This window comes from Stenotrophomonas sp. YJH_SMC_131 (genome assembly GCF_059367975.1).
On record NZ_JCAFRJ010000008.1, the window covers coordinates 133,221 to 150,804 of the forward strand.

Consider the following 17,584-nt stretch of genomic DNA (forward strand, 5'->3'; position numbering starts at 1 on the left):
CCAGCGAAAACTGAGCTGCCCACGGCGCGCTGTTTCGGCCCCGCCGCGCTGCCTAATCTGCCGCCTCCCCTCTCACCGATGGCAGGCAGATGTCTCCCGTTCCTTCCCCCGCCACCGCCGCGCCGGTGGTCGACTTCTTCCACGACGTGGTCTGCGGCTGGTGCTTCGTGCTGGCCCCGCGCCTGCAGCAGGTCTCGGCCGAACTCGGCATCCAGGTGCGCCATCGCAGCTTCGTGCTGCAGGACTCGCGCGCGCAGATGGTCGAGGTGTTCGGCTCGATGGAGCGCGCCAAGGCGATCATCCTGCGCCACTGGACCGACTGCGCCGCGCATGAAGACAGCGCGCGCATCGATATCGAAGGCATGCGCGCACAGGACTTCGAATATCCCTCCGGCTGGCTCGGCGCACTGGCCTGCCAGGCCGCAGGGTTGATCGGCGGCAATGATGCCCATGGCGCAATGTTCGACGCGGTGCAATGGGCGCACCTGCACCAGCACCGCAACATCGGCGACGCCGAAGTGCTGCTGGATATCGCCGAATCACTGGGCCATCCCCGTGGTGCCTTCGCTGACCACATGCGCAGCGACGCAGTACGCCAGCGCGTGCAGGCCGATCGTGCCGACGCCGCTGCCCTCGGCATCCGCTCCATTCCCACCGTGATCGGCGGCAACGGCCTGCGCCTGCAGACCCTGCCGCTGCCGCAACTGCGCCAGGCCCTGGCGCCCCTGGTCGCGGCCTGAGCCGCACCCTCCCCACCCTGCAAGGAGATTCCCCCATGACCCCACGTATCCTGGCCAGCGCGCTGGCCCTGCTGCTGGCCGGCACCGCGGCGTCCACCACCGTGTCCGCGCACGAACGCGTTCCCTCCGGCCAGCAGGTCGGCACCAGCCCCTGGGGGCCGAAGGACGAGATCGGCCGGCTCAACCTGATCACCGAAGCCTCGCGTGCGGCGATCCTGTCGCGGGTCAGCGGCGGCAAGGCCTATGACCTGGCCACCGACTACTACGTCGGCATGCCCAGCTGGCAGGACGCCGGCGACCCGCACTACCAGTTCTGGATGACCCACACCCCGCGCGGCACGGTGATGGATGATCCGATGGGCGTGGGCGAGACCATGAACCTCACCCGCAGCTACACCGGCACCGCGTTCTCGATGTACAGCCACACCGGCACCCACATCGATGCGCTGAACCACTTTGGCATCCACGGAAAGATCTGGAACGGCTTCGAGGCCGACAAGCATCTCGGCGATCGTGGCTGGAATGTCACCGGCATCGAGAAATTCCCGCCGCTGATCGCGCGTGGCGTACTGATCGACGTGGCCGCCGCCAAGGGCGTGGACATGCTGCCGGACAGCTACCGCGTCACCCGCCAGGACCTGAAGGATGCGCTGGCACGCCAGCGGGTGAAGCTGCAGCAGGGCGATGTGGTGCTGATCCGTACCGGCCGCATGCGCCTGTTCGAACAGCCCAAGGCCTACATGGCCAACCCGCCGGGCATGGGCCTGGACGCGGCGCGCTTCCTGGTTGAGGACAGCGGCGCGATGATCGTCGGCGCCGACAACCTGAGCTTCGAGACCTTCCCCTCGGAGGTGGCCGACGACTACGTGCCGCTGCACACCTACCTGCTGGCCCAGCAGGGCGCGCCGATCATCGAACTGGTGGCGCTGGATGAACTGGCCCGCGACAAGGTCTACGAGTTCGCCTTCATCGGCGGCCCGCTGAAGATCCGCGGCGGCGATGCCGCGCCGCTGCGCCCGGTCGCGCTGCCGGTCCGCCCGTAACCGGGCCCTGTGGGTGCCGACCTGGCTCGGCACTCCTTTCCCACTTCAGCAACCTGAAACCCGGTCCACCAATTTCATTAGTAATTCTACTCACAAGGCGAGTAGCATGTCTGGTCTCAGCCCCTGATACCAGCCCGCCGATACTCGCTCCATGCCTGTCGTTTCCGCCCGTTCCTGCCGCTTCCAGCCCGCCCGGCGCCTCCCTTGGAGGACCGGCTGATGGGCGCCGTCGTCGCCCTCGACCGGCTGCTGGACGGCCGCCAGTTGTGGCGCGGCCCGGCCCGCCAGGGGCCGGCCAGCGACCACCTGGCCAGCGGCCACCCGGCGCTGGACGCACGCCTGCCCGGCGGCGGCTGGCCGGCCAGCGGGCTGTGCGAGGTGCTGCAGGCGGCGCCGGGCGTTGGCGAACTGGCCCTGGTCTGGCCGGCGCTGGCCAGGCTGAGCCAGCGCGACCGCCCGATCGTGCTGGTCGCCCCACCCTATCGCCCGCATGCCCCGGCCTGGGCCGCGGCCGGGCTGGATCTGGCCCAGCTGCAGATCATCCACGCTGCGCCGAAGCAGGCGCTGTGGGCGGCCGAACAATGCCTGCGCTCTGCCGCCTGCGCGGCGGTGCTGTGCTGGCCGCACCAGGCCGACGATCGCGCCCTGCGCCGGCTGCAGGTCGCCGCCGACAGCGGCCAGTGCCTGGGCTTCGTGTTCCGCGTGGCGCAGGCAGCGCGCAACCCCTCCCCGGCCAGCCTGCGCCTGCAGCTCGACCACGGCCAGGTAAGGGTGCTGAAGTGCCGTGGCGGCCTGCCACCCGCGCAGCCGTTGCCACTGGCCATCACCCACTGAGGCCGCGCCATGCACTGGGCCTGCCTGTTGTTGCCGCAGCTGGCGCTGGACAGCGTGCTGCGCCTGCAGCCGGACCCCCAGCGGCCACTGGTGCTGCTGCAGGGCCCAGCGCAGCGCCGCGTGCTGCGTGCGGTCAGCCCGGCCGCGCGCGCAGCAGGGCTGCGCCCGGGCATGCTGCTGTCGGCTGCGCAGGTGCTGGTGCAGGACATGCACCTGCACGACTACGACCCTGACGCGGAACAGCACACCCGGCAGCTGCTGGCCAGCTGGGCCTACGCCTACAGCTCGCAGGTCAGCCTCGATTTCCCGCATGCACTGGTGCTGGAAATCGGCGCCAGCCGTGCCCTGTTCGGTGACTGGCTGACGATCGAAAAGCGCCTGCGCAACGAACTGCATGAACTCGGTTTCCGCCACCGCCTGGTGGCCGCCCCCACGGCACATGCCGCGCGCGTGCTGGCCAACGTCCACGACGGCCTCGGCATCGATGCGCAGCAGCTGCCAGCGGCACTGGCGCAGCTACCCTTGCCGCGCTGCGGCCTGCCCAGCGACGCGGTGACCGTGCTCGGCCGTTCCGGCCTGCGCACGCTGGGTGCGGTGCTCGAGCTGCCGCGTGACAGCCTGGCCCGGCGCTTCGCCCCGGAGGTACTGCAGCAGCTGGATGCACTGCGCGGCCTGCCCACCGCGCCGCTGCGCTACTACCAGCCACCGGACCGTTTCGATGCGCGCATCGAATTCGAATACGAGATCGAATCCAGCCAGGCCCTGCTGTTCCCGCTGCGCCGCCTGCTGCTGGACCTGGCCGCCTTCCTGTGTTCGCGCGATGGCGGCGTGCAGCGCTTCGACCTGCATTTCGAGCACGACCTGCTGCCGGCCAGCGTGCTGACCATCGGCCTGCTGGCCCCCGAACGCGATCCTGCGCTGCTGTTCGAGATCGCACGCAACCGCATGGAAGCGTTCGCCCTGCCGGCCGGCAGCCGCGCACTGCGCCTGCAGGCCGAGCAGCTGCCACCGTTCGTGCCCGCCGCGCGCGACCTGTTCGATACCCGGCCGGCGCAGGCGATGCCCTGGAACCAGCTGCGCGAGCGCCTGCGTGCGCGGCTGGGTGATGACGCCGTGCAGCCGCTGGCGGTGCAGGCCGACCATCGCCCCGAACGCGCCAGTGGCACCCAGCCACCGGCCAAGCCCCCGTCGTACTGGCCACTGCGCCCCGGCTGGTTGCTGGACACCCCACAACCGTTGCGTGACCCGCGCCTGCGCATCGTCGCCGGGCCGGAGCGGATCGAATCGGGCTGGTGGGACCAGGCCGACGCACGCCGCGACTACTACGTGGTGGAAACCGCACACGGCCAGCGCGGCTGGGCCTTCCGTGAGCGCAACGATCCGCATGCGCCGTGGATGCTGCACGGCTGGTTCGGCTGAGCCGCCATGCACAGCGAACTGCCCGGCTACGCCGAACTGCACTGTCTGTCGGCCTTCAGTTTCCAGCGCGGTGCTTCGATCGCCGAAGAACTGTTCGCGCGCGCCGCTGGCCAGGGTTACCGGGCACTGGCGATCACCGACGAATGCTCGCTGGCCGGCATCGTGCGCGCCTGGCAGGCGGCGAAGGCGCATGGCGTGGCGCTGATCGTCGGCGCCGAATTCCAGGTCGAGGACGGGCCGAAGCTGGCCCTGCTGTGCACCGACCAGGCCGCCTATGCCGGGCTCTGCCAGTTGATCACCACCTGCCGGCGGCGCGCAGCCAAGGGCGAGTACCGCTGCCTGCGCAAGGACCTGCTCGGCCTGCCCGACGGCCTGCTGTGCCTGTGGCTGGACCGGCAACCGGCCGCCACCGACCTGGAACTGCTGCGCGCCGGCTTCAATGATCGGCTGTGGTTGGCGGTGGAGCTGCACCACGAACACGACGACGCACGCCGCCTGCAGCAGCTGCAGGCCTTCGGCGAACGCCACCGCCTGCCGCTGGTCGCCAGTGGCGACGTGCACATGCACGTGCGCCGCCGCCGCGCCCTGCAGGACACCCTGACCGCGATCCGCCACCGCTGCAGCGTGGCCGAGGCTGGCTGGCGCCTGTTCCCCAACGGCGAGCGCCATCTGCGTCCGCGCACCGCGCTGGCCCAACTGTATCCGCCCGAATTGCTGGCCGAGACCCTGCGCATCGCCGAGCGCTGCCACTTCACCCTGGAACAGCTGCAGTACACCTACCCACGCGAGCTGGTGCCCGAGGGGCATGACCCGGACAGCTGGCTGCGCGTGCTGGTCGAGCGTGGCATCCCCTGGCGCTGGAAAGGCGGCATCGAACCGAAACAACGCGAGCAGATCGAACACGAACTGGCGTTGATCAAGCAGAAGAACTACGCCTCGTACTTCCTCACCGTGCAGGACATCGTGCGCTTCGCGCGCAGCCAGGACATCCTCTGCCAGGGCCGCGGCTCGGCGGCCAACTCCGCGGTGTGCTTCGTGCTGGGCGTGACCGAGATCGACCCGGCACGCAGCAACCTGCTGTTCGAGCGTTTCATCTCCGCCGAGCGCGACGAGCCACCGGATATCGACATCGATTTCGAGCACGAGCGCCGCGAGGAAGTGCTGCAGTACGTGTTCAAGCGCTATGGCCGCGAGCGCGCCGCACTGACCGCGGTGGCAATCAGCTACCGTGGCCGCAGCGCGATCCGCGACGTGGCGCGTGCACTTGGCCTGCCGATGGACCAGGTCAACGAACTGGGCGCGGCGATGGACCACTGGGGCGGCAACATCCCATTGCCGGAAACCCTGCGCGAGCGCGGTTTCGATCCGGACACGCCCTTGATGCGGCGCCTGCTGGCGCTGACCGCCGAGTTGATCGACTTCCCGCGCCACCTGTCGCAGCACCCCGGCGGTTTCGTGATTTCCGAACATCCCCTGTCGACCCTGGTGCCGGTGGAAAACGCGGCGATGGCCGACCGCACCGTCATCCAATGGGACAAGGACGACCTCGACGCCACCGGCCTGATGAAGGTCGACTGCCTGGCGCTGGGCATGCTTACCGCCATCCGCAAGTGCCTGGCCATGCTGAAACAGCATGGCCTGCATGAAGGACGCATGGATGCGATCCCGCCCAAGGATGCAAAGACCTTCGACATGATCTGCGCCGCCGACACCATCGGCGTGTTCCAGATCGAATCGCGCGCACAGATGGCGATGCTGCCGCGCATGCAGCCACGCACGTTCTATGACCTGGTGATCGAGGTGGCGATCGTGCGCCCTGGCCCGATCCAGGGCGACATGGTGCACCCCTATCTGGAGCGGCGCCGGATCCTGCGCGAACAGGGACCGGACGCGTTGAACGACCCGGACAACCCGCTCTACCCACCGCAGCTGGAACGCGTGTTCGCACGCACGCTGGGCGTGCCATTGTTCCAGGAACAGGTGATGCAGCTGGCGGTCGAAGCAGCCGGTTACACGCCTGGCCAGGCCGATGCCCTGCGCCGTTCGATGGCGGCCTGGAAACGCCGTGGCGGCTTGGAACCGCATCGTGAAAAACTGCTGGCAGGCATGTTGAAAAACGGCTTCAGCCGCGAATACGGTGAGCACCTGTTCGAGCAGATCAAGGGGTTCGGTGATTACGGTTTCCCGGAAAGCCACGCCGCCAGCTTCGCCCTGCTGACCTATAACAGCTGCTGGCTGAAATGCCACCATCCGGCCGCGTTCACCGCCAGCCTGATCAACAGCCAGCCGCTGGGTTTCTACAGCCCCGACCAGCTGCTGCAGGACGCGCGCCGGCATGGCATCCGCGTGCTTCCCGTGGACGTGCGCCACAGCGACTGGGACTGCACGCTGGATTTCAGCAGGGGCGCGGCCGCGATCCGGCTCGGCCTGCGCCTGGTCGACGGCTGCAATGAAGCGGCTGTACAGGCCATCATGCGCGAACGTGCACGGCGCCCGTTCGACGATGTGGGCGAACTGTGCCAGCGCACCGCCCTGGATCGCCGCCAGCAGGGCCTGCTGGCCGATGCTGGTGCGCTGCGCGGGCTCAGCGGCCATCGCCATCGTGCACGCTGGGATATCTCCGGCGTGGAGAACCGGCTGCCGCTGTTCGACCAGGCCCGCGCCACCGCTGAAGCACGCGTGCCGCTGCCCCTGCCCAGCGCCTGGGAGGACATGCAGGCCGATTACCGCAGCATCGGCACCACCCTCGGCCGCCACCCGATCTCGTTCCTGCGCACGCAGCTGCGCAGCCGCGGCTGCCTGGATGCCGCGCAGCTTGCGGGCCACGGCCATGGCCGTCGCGTGCGCATCGCCGGCCTGGTCCGCATGCGCCAGCGCCCGCAGACCGCCAGTGGCGTTACCTTCCTCACCCTTGAAGACGAGACCGGCATGGTCAATGCCGTGGTCTGGCGGCACCTGGCCGATCGCCAGCACCGGGTCCTGGTCGATACCCGGCTGATGCAGATCGACGGCCGCCTGGAACGCGTCGATGGCGTGCAGCATGTCATCGTGCAGCGCATGCACTGCCTGGATGAACTGTTGCAGGGGTTGCGCAGCCACAGCCGCGATTTCCATTGACGATACACAGCGTCACACAATGAACTGGCCATCGGTCGCCCGCATCCGCTATCGTCGCTGCATCCAAGGAAGGACGACACGATGCCGCGCGCACTGCTGCTGACCACGCTGGTGGTCTCCACACTCGCCCTGCTGGTTTCCGGCTGGACCGCCTGGAGCCTGCATCGCAGCCAATCGCCACAGCGCATCATCGAAGCGCGCGGGCTGATCATCCACGATGGCACGGGCCAACCCCGGGTGATCCTAGGCGCGCCGGTGCCCGACCCCCTCAGCCGGGGCCGTATCCAGGGGCCGCGCGCTACCGCCCTGTCCGGCCTGATCCTGCTCGGCCCGGATGGCTCCGAACGCGGGGGCTATGGCACCAGCGATCGCGGCGGTGAAGCCGTGCTGACCCTGGACGATGCCAATGGCACCACGGAAGTGTTCAAGGTGGTGGCCAACCCGGACCGTGGTGCCAGCCTGATGGTCAAGCACCAGAACAACACCGGCGCCATGCTCACCTCATGGCAGGGCAAGCCGGAACTGATGTTCGTCGATGACAGCGGCCAGTCCTACTACGTGCGCCCGGGCGCCAACGCCGCGCCCTGATCTGCTTCTGTAGCGTCGAGCCATGCTCGACTGCTTCTACCAACAGCAGCCGAGCATGGCTCGGCTCTACAAAGGCGAAGCAACGTCGAGCATCGCTCGACGCTACAGACCGCACACCGCCGCCAGGTCGTCAGCCAGCGGCCGCAGTTGCGCCGCGCCCAGCGCCGCGCAGGTGATGCGCAGGCCATGTGCCGGCGCCGCCACCGCGAACACCTCGCCAGCGCGCACATGCCATCCGCGCGCGGCCAGCGCCAGCACCTGCGGATGGCTGTCGCCCGGCAACGGCAGCCACAGGTTCAATCCCTCCATCGGCAGCGGCGTCGGCACGCCACGCGCGCGCAGCAGTTCCTGCAGCGACTGCAGGCGCTGCTGGTAACGCTCGCCTGCCGAGGCGATCTTCGCCCGCTGCGTTGACGACGCCAGCACCGAGATTGCCGCGTCCTGCAGCAGGTGACTGACCCAGCCGATACCGGATGCCAATCGCAGCCGCAACCGCATCGCGGTTTCTTCATCGCAGGCCAGCCAGGCCAGCCGCAGGTCGGGGCCGAGCGGTTTGGACAACGAACGCAGCAGCGCCCAGCGCCGCCCATCCAGCGGCAGTACCGAGTGATAGGCCTGCTGCGAGAGCAGCGCATAGTGATCGTCGATCAGCACTGCTACCTGCGGGTACGCCGCCAACAACTGCCGCAACGCCCGCGCCCGCTTCGCATCCAGGCTGGCCCCGGTCGGATTGTGCGCCCGGGGGGTGAGCAGCACCGCACGTGCACCAGCCTCCAGCGCCTGCCGCAGCGATTCGACCTGCATGCCCTGGGCATCCACCGCCACCGGCAACGGCGCATGACCCGACGCATTGAGCACATTGAGGCTGCCGAGGAAGCATGGATCCTCCACCGCGATGCGATCACCCGGCAGCAGCCACGCCGCCAGCAGGCGCTCGATGCCATCGACGGCGCCATGGGTCAGCTCCAGCGCATATCCCTCGGGGCAATCCGCATCCAGCGAGGCGCGTGCCAGCGCCTGCAACCTCGTGTCGACCGTACCCACGCCATACAGCCGCGGCGCCGCCGGGGTCAGGCGCAGGTTCGGCAGCAGGCGCGGATCCGGGTTGCCACCGGCCAGGTCCTGCAGCGCCAGCCCCGGGGTGCTGCCCTCGCGCGCCAGCGGCGGCGGCAGGCCACGCACCACCGTGCCGCGGCGGCCCGCCGTGCTGGCCAGTCCCGCCGCATCCAGGCGCTTGTAGGCAGCAGCCACGGTGTTGCGGTTCACGCCCAGCTGCTCGGCCAGTTCACGCACCGGCGGCAGCACGCTACCGGCCGGCAGGCGGCCCTTGCCGATGCCGTCGCGGATGCTGTCGAAGATCGACTCGGCGCTGTGCCCGGTGATTTTCATTTTGTCCTATGCCAAAATATCTCTTGTCCTGTGCCAGTGTATCCCACCCTGGCCACCCTGCATTGGAGGTGCCCGCATGCCCCTGGCCGCTGCCGACTGGCCCGTCGCCCAGTCCGTTGAACAGATCGCCGCCAACCTGGTCACGGTGCGCCAACGCATCGCCGATGCCTGCGCCCGCGTCGGCCGTGACCCGGCCAGCGTGCGCCTGCTGCCGGTCAGCAAGACCGTCGATGACGCCCGCATCCGCATGGCGGTGGCCGCCGGTTGCCGCGAGCTGGGCGAGAACAAGGTGCAGGAGGCGCAACGCAAGGCCGAGACGATGGCCGATCTTGGCGTGCACTGGTCGGTGATCGGGCATCTGCAGACCAACAAGGCGCGCTACGTGGCGCGCTTCGCCAGCGAGTTCCAGGCGCTGGACAGCCTGCGCGTGGCCGAAGCACTGCAGCAGCGCCTGCAGCTGGAAGACCGCACGCTGGATGTGTTCGTGCAGGTCAACACCTCCGCCGAACCCAGCAAGTACGGCCTGGAACCCGCTGCCGTCGAGGCCTTTGTGCAGCAGCTTCCAGCGTTCGATCGCCTGCGCGTGCGCGGCCTGATGACGCTGGCCATCTTCACCCCGGAGGTCGAGCGCGTGCGTGCCTGCTTCGTGCGCCTGCGCGAACTGCGCGACCAGCTGCAGCGCACTGCACCTCCCGTCATCGACCTTTCGCAGTTGTCGATGGGCATGTCCGGAGACTTCGAAGTGGCGATCGAGGAAGGTGCCACCGTGGTCCGCGTCGGGCAGGCCATCTTCGGCGCACGCGCCACCCCGGACAGTTTCTACTGGCCCAGCAATGGAGCCTCCGCATGAAGCACGCGGTCGTCCTGCAACACGTCGCCTTTGAAGACCTCGGCACCCTGCAGCCACTGCTGTCGGCACAGGGCTGGCAGCTGCAGGTGCTGCAGGCCGGTATCGACGCGCTCGACTCCGCCGAAACCGCCGACCTGCTGGTCGTGCTGGGCGGCCCGGTCAGCGTCAACGATGTTGATCGCTATCCCTTCCTCAACGACAGCATCGCGTTGTTGCAACGTCGGCTGCAGCAGCAACGGCCCACGCTGGGCATCTGCCTCGGCGCGCAGCTGATGGCGCGCGCACTCGGTGCCGACGTCGCCGCCAGTGGCGGCAAGGAGATCGGCTTTGCGCCGCTGCTGCTCACCGATGACGGCCAGCGCTCACCACTGCAGGCCCTGCAGGGCATTCCGGTACTGCATTGGCATGGCGAGGCGTTCGAACTCCCGGCCGGTGCACGTCGCCTGGCCAGCACGCCGGCCTGCCGCCACCAGGCCTTCGCCATGGGCAGCCATGCGTTGGCCCTGCAATGCCACCCGGAACTGGATGCCCGCCAGTTCGAACGCTGGCTGATCGGCCACACCCTGGAGCTGGCGCAGGCCGGCATCGATCCGAACGATCTTCGCGCCCAGGCACGCCGTTACGGTGCACCGCTGGCAGCGGCGGCCACCGCGATGTTCGACCATTGGCTGCAGGAGCTGCCGGAGACACCGCAATGAACTACCGATTGCAGATCCACCGCGATGGCGCCCACTGGGGCCACTTCGACTGCAGCGGCCCCGATGCCATGCAACGCATGGACACCATCGCCGCGCAGCTGCCTGCCGAACAGGGCTTCCAGCTGAAACGGCAGAAAGGTGTCGGTGAAGAGCGCATCCTGTCCAGCAATGCCGACGGCCTGCGCGTACTGGCTTCGCAGATCCAGTACCGCGACATCTGACGATCGTCACGGTAGTGCCGGCCGCTGGCCGGCACCCGAATCTGGCCGGCCAGCGGCCGGCACTACCACGGCTGTTCGCCCGCGTGCGAAGCTTCACGCATGCTGACCCTGCAACGCGGCAGCCACCACGGGCTGCTGGTCGCCCCGCGCTGGCCCTCCACCCGTATCCAGCTGGAAGAAGAGGTACTGCAACGCCTGCTCGATGCGCAGGCAATGCTGCCTGCCGGGCTGCGACTGCTGCTCACGCGCGGCTTCGAACCCAGCCACAGCCGGCTCGGCAGCTTCCGTCGTGGCGTGCGTTGGCTCGGTATCGCGTTGTTCCGGGCCTGCTATCCGCAACGCCATGATGAGGTCGATGCCATCTTCGGCGCCAACGGCCACGACATCGATGGCCGTCATATCGATGTCTCGCTGGTACTGCACGGCAAGCGGCTACGGCTGCTGCCCGTGGGCGTATTCACCCCGCCACGCTGGCAGGATCGTCGCGTCGCCCGCCATGCCGAAGCGGTCGCGCGGGTGAAGCGCAGCCTGCAGCGCTGCGGCTTCGAGCTGCATCACAACCCCACCGAAGCCCTGCAGATCCACTGCGATTATCGCCCGCGCTGATCTCCCGTCCCGGGCAGGCGTGTCACGCCCATCGATAGATGCAAATGATTCTCTTTTGCTGTAAGGTGCAGCCGTTGCCCTTGCCGCCGCGGGCTGTTCCCTTTCCCAGTTGTCGCCCGCCCCGTGTCCGAGCCTGTCGAACCGACGGATGTCGCGCAGCTGTGCGCGGCCCATTACCGGCCGCTGCACGCCCATGTCCGCCGTAAACTCCCGCAACGCAGCGACGCCGATGACGTCGTCCAGGAAACCTGGCTGCGTGTCATCAAGGTCGCCGCCAGCGGCCTGCTGAGCAACGGCCGCGCCTACCTGTACCGCGTCGCCCACAATCTGATCGCCGATCACTACCGGCAACGCCAGCGCCGTCGTGAGGAAGCGCTGGATGACGCCCAACTGCACGCCCTCGCCGACCCTGCACCGCTGCCGGAGCAGCACCTGCTGGACGCCGAACAGCTGCGCCATCTCGACGCGATCATCGCCGCGCTGCCACCGCGCTCGCGCCAGGTATTCCTGCTGGCCCGGGTGGAGCAGATGGCACTGGCCGAGATCGGCCGCCGGCTCGGCATCAGCCGGCAGACCGCGCACGGCCATCTGCTGCGTGCGCTGGTGGCGCTGCAGCAGGTACCCGGCGCATGAGCCCGGAGGCGATCGCGCGCGAGGCCGCGCGCTGGTGGCTGGACGGCCACGACGGCGGCCGCGACGAGCGTGCCTTCAACCAGTGGTACTACGCCGATTGCCGCCACGCCGCGCAGTACCAGCACCTGCAGGCGCTCTGGCAGGCCGGTGATGCCACGCCCAGCCTGCAGCGGCATCAGCGCAAGCGGCAGCGCCGGCACCTGCGCGACGCCGGCACTGCCGTGCTGCTGCTTTGCGCCTTGGGCCTGTATACCCGCCAGGCTGCACCACCGGCCGCGCAGGTGATGCGCACGGCGGCAGGCGAGATCCGTGAAGAAGTACTGCCGGACGGCTCGCACGTGCTGCTGTCACCCGGAAGCGAAGTCCATGTCCGCATCGATGCACAGCGCCGCCAGCTGCAGCTGCAGCACGGCCAAGCGTGGTTCAAGGTAGCCGCCGATGCGCAGCATCCGTTCCAGGTGCATACGACGCACGGCATGGTCACCGCGCTCGGTACGGCCTTCGACCTTGCCGTGCAGGACAACGACAGCGTGGTCACCGTCACCGAGCACCGCGTCCGTGTGGACAGCGGCACCCGCAGTGAGCAGGCCATCGAAGGGCAGCAGCTGCGCTTCGATGGACAGGCACCGATCATCGGCCTGGCCGCCAGCCACAGTGCCCTGGCCTGGCGCGAGCGTCGCCTGCATTGGGTCTCCACGCCCTTGGCCGAGGTCACCCAGGGCCTGGATCGCTGGCATGGCGGCCACACCTGGATCATCGGCGCACACCTGCGCCAGCAGCCGGTCACCCTGCTCGGCAGTGCAGACGGCGCGGCGCGCAGCCGCGACCAGCTGGCCACGCAACTGCATGTACGCGTGCTGCGCCTGGGCGCGGTCGTGCAGGTGTGGCTGCCGCCACGCAGGGAACATCGCGATGCACCCTGACATCGGCCCTGCCACTGCGTCTACCCAGGATGACGACGCGCTGCGTCAGCCCCTGGAGCTCCCGATGCTGTTTCACCGTCCCCTTGTCCTTGCCCTGTCACTGGCCTGCGCCAGTCCGCTTCCGTTGTTACCTGCCAGCGCACACGCGCAGGCCACCTCCCGCCACTTCGATCTTCCTGCGCAACCGCTGGCCAGCGCGCTGGATGCCTACAGCCGGCTGACCGGTGTCGATCTGGTGATCGGCGCGGCATTGCCAGGCGGCCAGACGGCGCCGGCACTACGCGGACGGTTCGACGAGGCGCAGGCCCTGTCGCGCCTGCTGGCCGGTAGCGGCCTGCGCCCCCGTTTCATCGACGCGCGCCGCGCCACCCTGGAACCGGCGCCGGCCGACCCCTCCGATGGCAGCCGTCGAACCGGCCCGCTGCGCGTACAGGGCGATATCGCACACGGCCATTCCCCCGGTGCAGGCGCCAGCCAGTATGTCCCGGCGGCCCGCGATGGCTTTGCGCCCGCCGTCGGCAGCGAGCGCGTGGCGATGGCCGAACGCCAGGACGGCAACAGCCTGCTGCGTTCGATGCCCGGCACCCACACTTTCCACTCGCGCAGCCAGCCCGGCCTGCAGGTCAACATCCGCGGCATGACCGGCGCCGGGCGGGTCAACACCATGATCGATGGTGTCACCCAGACCTTCCGCAACAACGCGGGCCATGGCTCCGGTGGTCCGTTCGCCTACGTCGACCCATTCCTGCTGGCCGGTGTGGACGTGCAACGCGGTGCGGTCGCCGGTGGTGATGGTGCCGGCACGCTGGCCGGCAGTGCCAATTTCCGCACGCTGGACATCGACGACCTGCTCGGCGAAGGCCGTGACTGGGGCCTGCGTGCGGGCTATCGCCATGGCAACAACGGCTATGGCAGCGGCCGCACCTTCGCCGGCGCATGGCGCCACAGCGAGGACGGCGGTGACCGCCAGTTCGGCCTGCTGGCCGCTGCCAGCAGCAGTCGCAGCGGCGAGTACGCCACGGCACGCGGGCAGAAGAACAATGCCGACCCCGGCAGCCAGCAGCCCAGCAGCTGGCTGTTGAAAGCACGCCTGCAGCCCAGTGACCAGCATCGGCTGGACCTGAGCCACATGCGCTACGAAAACGACTTCTACCACAACTACCCGTGGCAGATTTCCGCACGCAACCAGCGCGCCAGCTACCACTACACGCCCTACACGCCGTGGATCGACCTGCGCGCGACCTTCGCCGGCAACAAGACCCGGCTGTTCTATCCACCCGTGGAGGATTCCAGCTACATCGGCCGCCGCACCCACAGCAGCCTGAGCAGCTGGACGCTCGACAACACCAGCCGCTTCGATATCGGTGCACTGCAGGCACGCTGGAACACCGGCATCAAGCACCAGTCGGACGTCTACGTGGCCGACACCCCCATCCTGCGCGGCGCCAACCCCCAGGGCCGCAGCCAGCTGGACAGCGTGTTCAGCACGCTGGAACTGCAGTACGACATCTACGCGCTGACTGCAGGCCTGCGCCAGGATCGCTATGGCATCCGCGGCCACGTCCCGGTGTGCTCGGATGTGCCCGGCCAGTGCGCCGAGATCAACGGCGGCGGCATCGACGTGCGCCGTACCCAGCGCGCACTCAGCCCCAGCCTGGCGGTCTCGTGGCAGGCCACCGACTGGCTGCAACTGTTCGCCGAAGCCTCGCGTACTTCCCGCCCGCCGCGCGTGCAGGAGATGTTCTTCGAGAAGATCCCTCTGGAAGGCATGAGCGATGCCGACGGCGTGGGTGCCAACCCGTTCCTGCGCCGTGAGCGCTCGCGCAACCTGCAGTTCGGCGCCAACCTCAGCGCCTCCTCGCTGCTGACCGACGGTGACCTCGCGCAGCTGCGCGTCACCCGCTTCGACAACCGCATCCGCGACTACATCAAGCCGCAGTACCTGCTGATCGTGCACCCGCCGGAGGTGGGGCCTTTCGTGGTACCGATCGACAGCGATCAGCAGCTCACTGCCTGGACCGATGCCCTGGACGTGGACGACTTCAGCACCACCACGCGCTGGATGAACCACCCCGGCGTGGTGCGCATGCGCGGTATCGAGCTGGAAGCGCACTACGCCAGCGCGCACTACCACGCCACGCTGAGCTGGACCCGCTCGCGCACCAGTGCGCCTGCCATCGAATTCGTCAACCTGGAAGACATCACCGCCCTGCCCGACCGCTTCTGGACGTTGGATGTCGGCGGCCGCTGGTGGCAGCAGCGCGTGCAGGCCGGCCTGCGCGCCGAATACTCCGGGCCCACCGAAGAAGGCTACGACTTCTTCCAGACCCGCAGGACCGGCGGTACCGGTGTACTGCTCGACTTCTACGCCAGCTTCAAGCCCCAGCCCAACACCACGCTGTGGCTGAACATCGAAAACCTGCAGAACAAGGCCTATGACAACAATGCCTCGATCGACAGCATCTTCAGCCCGATCCTGGACCGCGGCAACGGCCGTGGCCGCACCGTCTCGATGGGCGTCAATGTGGCGTTCTAGCCGTCGCTGGCTGCCGCTGTGCCTGCTCGCACTGGCCGCAATCGCCAGCGCGCAGCCGATGCCCGGCACGGTGATCGACCTGGCCAGCGGGCAGCGCCTGGACGAAGCCGCGTTCGTGAAGCGTGCAGCGAACGCCCCGCGGCTGCTGCTGGGCGAACGCCACGACCTGGCCGGTGACCACGCCGCCCAGGGCTGGCTGCTGCACGCGCTGCAACGGCAGCGTCCACAAGGTGCGCTGGTGATGGAGATGATCGCCAGTGAACGCCAACCGCGCCTGCAGCGGGTGCAGCGCTGGCTGGCCAAGGGCAACCATGCCGATGGTGCGCACCTGCAGGCGCTGCTGGGCTGGGATACACGCTGGCCGTGGGCCACCTATGGCGGGCTGGTACAGGACGCCACCGCCGCCGGCATCCCCCTGTTCGGCGGCAACCTGTCGCGTGCCGAGGTCAATGCGTTGCTTGCCTCCAACACGTCGGTGCGGTTTCCGATGCCCACCGCCCGGCAACGCCTGTCGGCCGTGGTGCTGGCCCAGCACGCAGACGCCGCACCGATGCTGGAAGGGATGCTGGCCGTGCAACAGGCCCGCGACACCCGCATGGCACAGGCACTGACCGCAGCCCCTGCACCCGCGCTGCTGGTGGCCGGCCGCTGGCATGTACTGCGCGGCACCGGCGTGCCGGGCTACCTGCCACCGGAGGTACCGGCACTGGTGATCGCGCTTGCGTCACCCGACGAAGGCGTCGATGCAGCCGACGCCGATCTGCTGTGGGTGCCGGGCGATGAGTGAACGCGGCCAACACTGGCAGGCGATTGCCATCAGCATCGGCCTGCACCTGTTGCCCTTGCTGCTGTTGGTGCACTGGATGGCCGCGCCACCGTTGCTGCCGCCGCGTGAACAGGATGTGCGCATCAGCCTGCGCCTGCTGGCACCGGCTACGCCTCCCCAGCCGGTCGAAGAGCGCCAGGCCGACACCCCCAGCCAGGCGCAGCAGGCGCGCGCGTCGCAACCGGCGAAGTCGCCCCCTCCGCCAAAGCCCACCGCCGCACGCGAGGGCGAGGTGGCCGCCAGCGAGCTCGGTGGCCCTGGCCGGCAAGCCCTGCCGGTCGCCCCGCCTGCGGCCGTGACCGATGCAAGTCCCGCACCGGCATCGATCACGGCCGCGCCGCCCGCTCCCGACGCACCACCGGCGGACTTCCAGGCCGGCGCCGCCAGTGACCAGTGGGAAGCCCGCCTGATGGCGCGGCTGGAGCGTTATCGCTACTACCCCGCCGTCGCGCGCTCGCGCCGGCAGCAGGGAACGGCCTGGGTCAGGGCCAGCATCGATCGCGAGGGACGCCTGCAGGCCCTGCGGCTGGAGCAGTCCAGCGGCCAACCGATGCTCGACGACGCCGCACTGCAGACGTTCCGCCGCGCGCAGCCGCTGCCGCCCATTCCCATGGAAATGAAGGCACCGCAGGAACTGGTGGTGCCGGTGGAGTACTACCTGCGCTAGGCGGCGTAGGCCTCCGCCTCGATCTCGAACAGCATGCCGTCCAGCGCCAGCCGTGGCACAGGAATCAGGGTGCAGGTCGGCGCTGCGCCGTTCGGCCAACGCCGCCGTACCTGCCGGGCGATGATGCCCAGCCGGTCCTCGTCGTGGTCGACCACCAGGATGCGCAACCGCGCGACATCGGCCAGGCTGGCCTGCGCCGAACGCAATGCGATCTGCAGGTTGTCCAGTGCCTGCTCGACCTGTTCCCCGAAGCCGGGAGAGAGATGACCATCGGCATCCTCACCGCCCTGCCCGGCGATATGGATCACCCGGGCGGGAAGGCGCACCACCGCCACGTGCGAGTAGCCGTTGGCCGAGGGATCGTAAAGCCCCGCAGGATTGAACAGTTCCAGCAGGCCGTGACTGAGGTCCGGGGTGGTCAGCAGGTTCATGCCGCATGCCTCATGGGGAATGCGAGGCAGTCTGCGACCTCAACCAGAGTTGAGGTCAAACCG

17 protein-coding genes are annotated in these 17,584 nt (G+C 68.9%); 15 read left to right on the top strand and 2 right to left on the bottom strand.

Translation table 11 applies throughout. The features are described from left to right. Positions 1–89 precede the first annotated feature (89 nt). The 6 genes from AC5P56_RS16650 to AC5P56_RS16675 all read left to right on the top strand — a co-directional run bounded on the left by AC5P56_RS16650 (position 90) and on the right by AC5P56_RS16675 (position 7,741). Positions 90–740 carry a DsbA family oxidoreductase gene (locus AC5P56_RS16650; RefSeq protein WP_014647507.1) on the top strand — a complete coding sequence of 217 codons (651 nt, stop codon included), beginning with the start codon at positions 90–92 and terminating at the stop codon, positions 738–740. Between the two features lie 35 nt (positions 741–775). Next, positions 776–1,783, top strand: a complete 1,008-nt coding sequence (locus AC5P56_RS16655) for a cyclase family protein (RefSeq protein ID WP_053496083.1) — start codon at positions 776–778, stop codon at positions 1,781–1,783. A gap of 219 nt (positions 1,784–2,002) precedes the next feature. Further along, positions 2,003–2,617, top strand: a complete 615-nt coding sequence (gene imuA / locus AC5P56_RS16660) for a translesion DNA synthesis-associated protein ImuA (RefSeq protein ID WP_495231817.1) — start codon at positions 2,003–2,005, stop codon at positions 2,615–2,617. A gap of 9 nt (positions 2,618–2,626) precedes the next feature. Continuing rightward, entirely contained in the window at positions 2,627–4,036 is a 1,410-nt protein-coding gene (locus AC5P56_RS16665) for a Y-family DNA polymerase (RefSeq protein ID WP_046431214.1), read from the top strand. A 6-nt stretch (positions 4,037–4,042) separates the two neighbouring features. Further along, positions 4,043–7,153: an error-prone DNA polymerase gene (locus tag AC5P56_RS16670; protein WP_495231818.1), complete on the top strand. Its 3,111-nt coding sequence runs from the start codon at positions 4,043–4,045 to the stop codon at positions 7,151–7,153. 81 nt (positions 7,154–7,234) lie between these two features. Beyond that, positions 7,235–7,741 carry a hypothetical protein gene (locus tag AC5P56_RS16675; RefSeq protein WP_032957269.1) on the top strand — a complete coding sequence of 169 codons (507 nt, stop codon included), beginning with the start codon at positions 7,235–7,237 and terminating at the stop codon, positions 7,739–7,741. 102 nt (positions 7,742–7,843) lie between these two features. Here the strand turns inward: AC5P56_RS16675 and ptsJ are convergent, their stop codons facing one another. Further along, positions 7,844–9,130 carry a MocR-like B6 salvage transcription factor PtsJ gene (gene ptsJ, locus AC5P56_RS16680; RefSeq protein WP_346601410.1) on the bottom strand — a complete coding sequence of 429 codons (1,287 nt, stop codon included), beginning with the start codon at positions 9,128–9,130 and terminating at the stop codon, positions 7,844–7,846. A 76-nt stretch (positions 9,131–9,206) separates the two neighbouring features. On the opposite strand from ptsJ, the gene AC5P56_RS16685 reads away from it, so the two are divergent. The 9 genes from AC5P56_RS16685 to AC5P56_RS16725 all read left to right on the top strand — a co-directional run bounded on the left by AC5P56_RS16685 (position 9,207) and on the right by AC5P56_RS16725 (position 17,090). Then, entirely contained in the window at positions 9,207–9,980 is a 774-nt protein-coding gene (locus AC5P56_RS16685; protein ID WP_041863572.1) for a YggS family pyridoxal phosphate-dependent enzyme, read from the top strand. Beyond that, a complete protein-coding gene (locus tag AC5P56_RS16690) occupies positions 9,977–10,678 on the top strand; it encodes a glutamine amidotransferase (protein WP_046431222.1) in 702 nt (233 codons plus the stop codon). The genes AC5P56_RS16685 and AC5P56_RS16690 overlap by 4 nt, the downstream gene beginning before the upstream one ends. Next, complete coding sequence (locus tag AC5P56_RS16695) at positions 10,675–10,899, top strand: hypothetical protein (protein ID WP_014647516.1); 225 nt, start codon at positions 10,675–10,677, stop codon at positions 10,897–10,899. The genes AC5P56_RS16690 and AC5P56_RS16695 overlap by 4 nt, the downstream gene beginning before the upstream one ends. A gap of 99 nt (positions 10,900–10,998) precedes the next feature. Continuing rightward, positions 10,999–11,505 (top strand): hypothetical protein, encoded by a 507-nt coding sequence (locus AC5P56_RS16700; RefSeq protein WP_495231819.1) that lies wholly within the window; start codon positions 10,999–11,001, stop codon positions 11,503–11,505. A 123-nt stretch (positions 11,506–11,628) separates the two neighbouring features. After that, complete coding sequence (locus tag AC5P56_RS16705) at positions 11,629–12,138, top strand: RNA polymerase sigma factor (RefSeq protein ID WP_495231820.1); 510 nt, start codon at positions 11,629–11,631, stop codon at positions 12,136–12,138. Further along, positions 12,135–13,061 carry a FecR family protein gene (locus AC5P56_RS16710; protein ID WP_495231821.1) on the top strand — a complete coding sequence of 309 codons (927 nt, stop codon included), beginning with the start codon at positions 12,135–12,137 and terminating at the stop codon, positions 13,059–13,061. Before AC5P56_RS16705 ends, AC5P56_RS16710 begins: the two co-directional genes overlap by 4 nt. A gap of 64 nt (positions 13,062–13,125) precedes the next feature. Continuing rightward, the gene (locus tag AC5P56_RS16715; RefSeq protein ID WP_495231822.1) at positions 13,126–15,597 is read left to right on the top strand and encodes a TonB-dependent receptor; all 2,472 of its coding nucleotides are present in this window, start codon (positions 13,126–13,128) and stop codon (positions 15,595–15,597) included. Beyond that, positions 15,584–16,384 carry a ChaN family lipoprotein gene (locus AC5P56_RS16720; protein ID WP_495231823.1) on the top strand — a complete coding sequence of 267 codons (801 nt, stop codon included), beginning with the start codon at positions 15,584–15,586 and terminating at the stop codon, positions 16,382–16,384. Before AC5P56_RS16715 ends, AC5P56_RS16720 begins: the two co-directional genes overlap by 14 nt. Further along, the gene (locus AC5P56_RS16725; protein ID WP_142234909.1) at positions 16,377–17,090 is read left to right on the top strand and encodes an energy transducer TonB family protein; all 714 of its coding nucleotides are present in this window, start codon (positions 16,377–16,379) and stop codon (positions 17,088–17,090) included. Before AC5P56_RS16720 ends, AC5P56_RS16725 begins: the two co-directional genes overlap by 8 nt. Here AC5P56_RS16725 and AC5P56_RS16730 read toward each other — a convergent pair. Further along, complete coding sequence (locus tag AC5P56_RS16730; RefSeq protein WP_014647523.1) at positions 17,087–17,521, bottom strand: RidA family protein; 435 nt, start codon at positions 17,519–17,521, stop codon at positions 17,087–17,089. The genes AC5P56_RS16725 and AC5P56_RS16730 overlap by 4 nt on opposite strands. Positions 17,522–17,584: the final 63 nt, after the last annotated feature.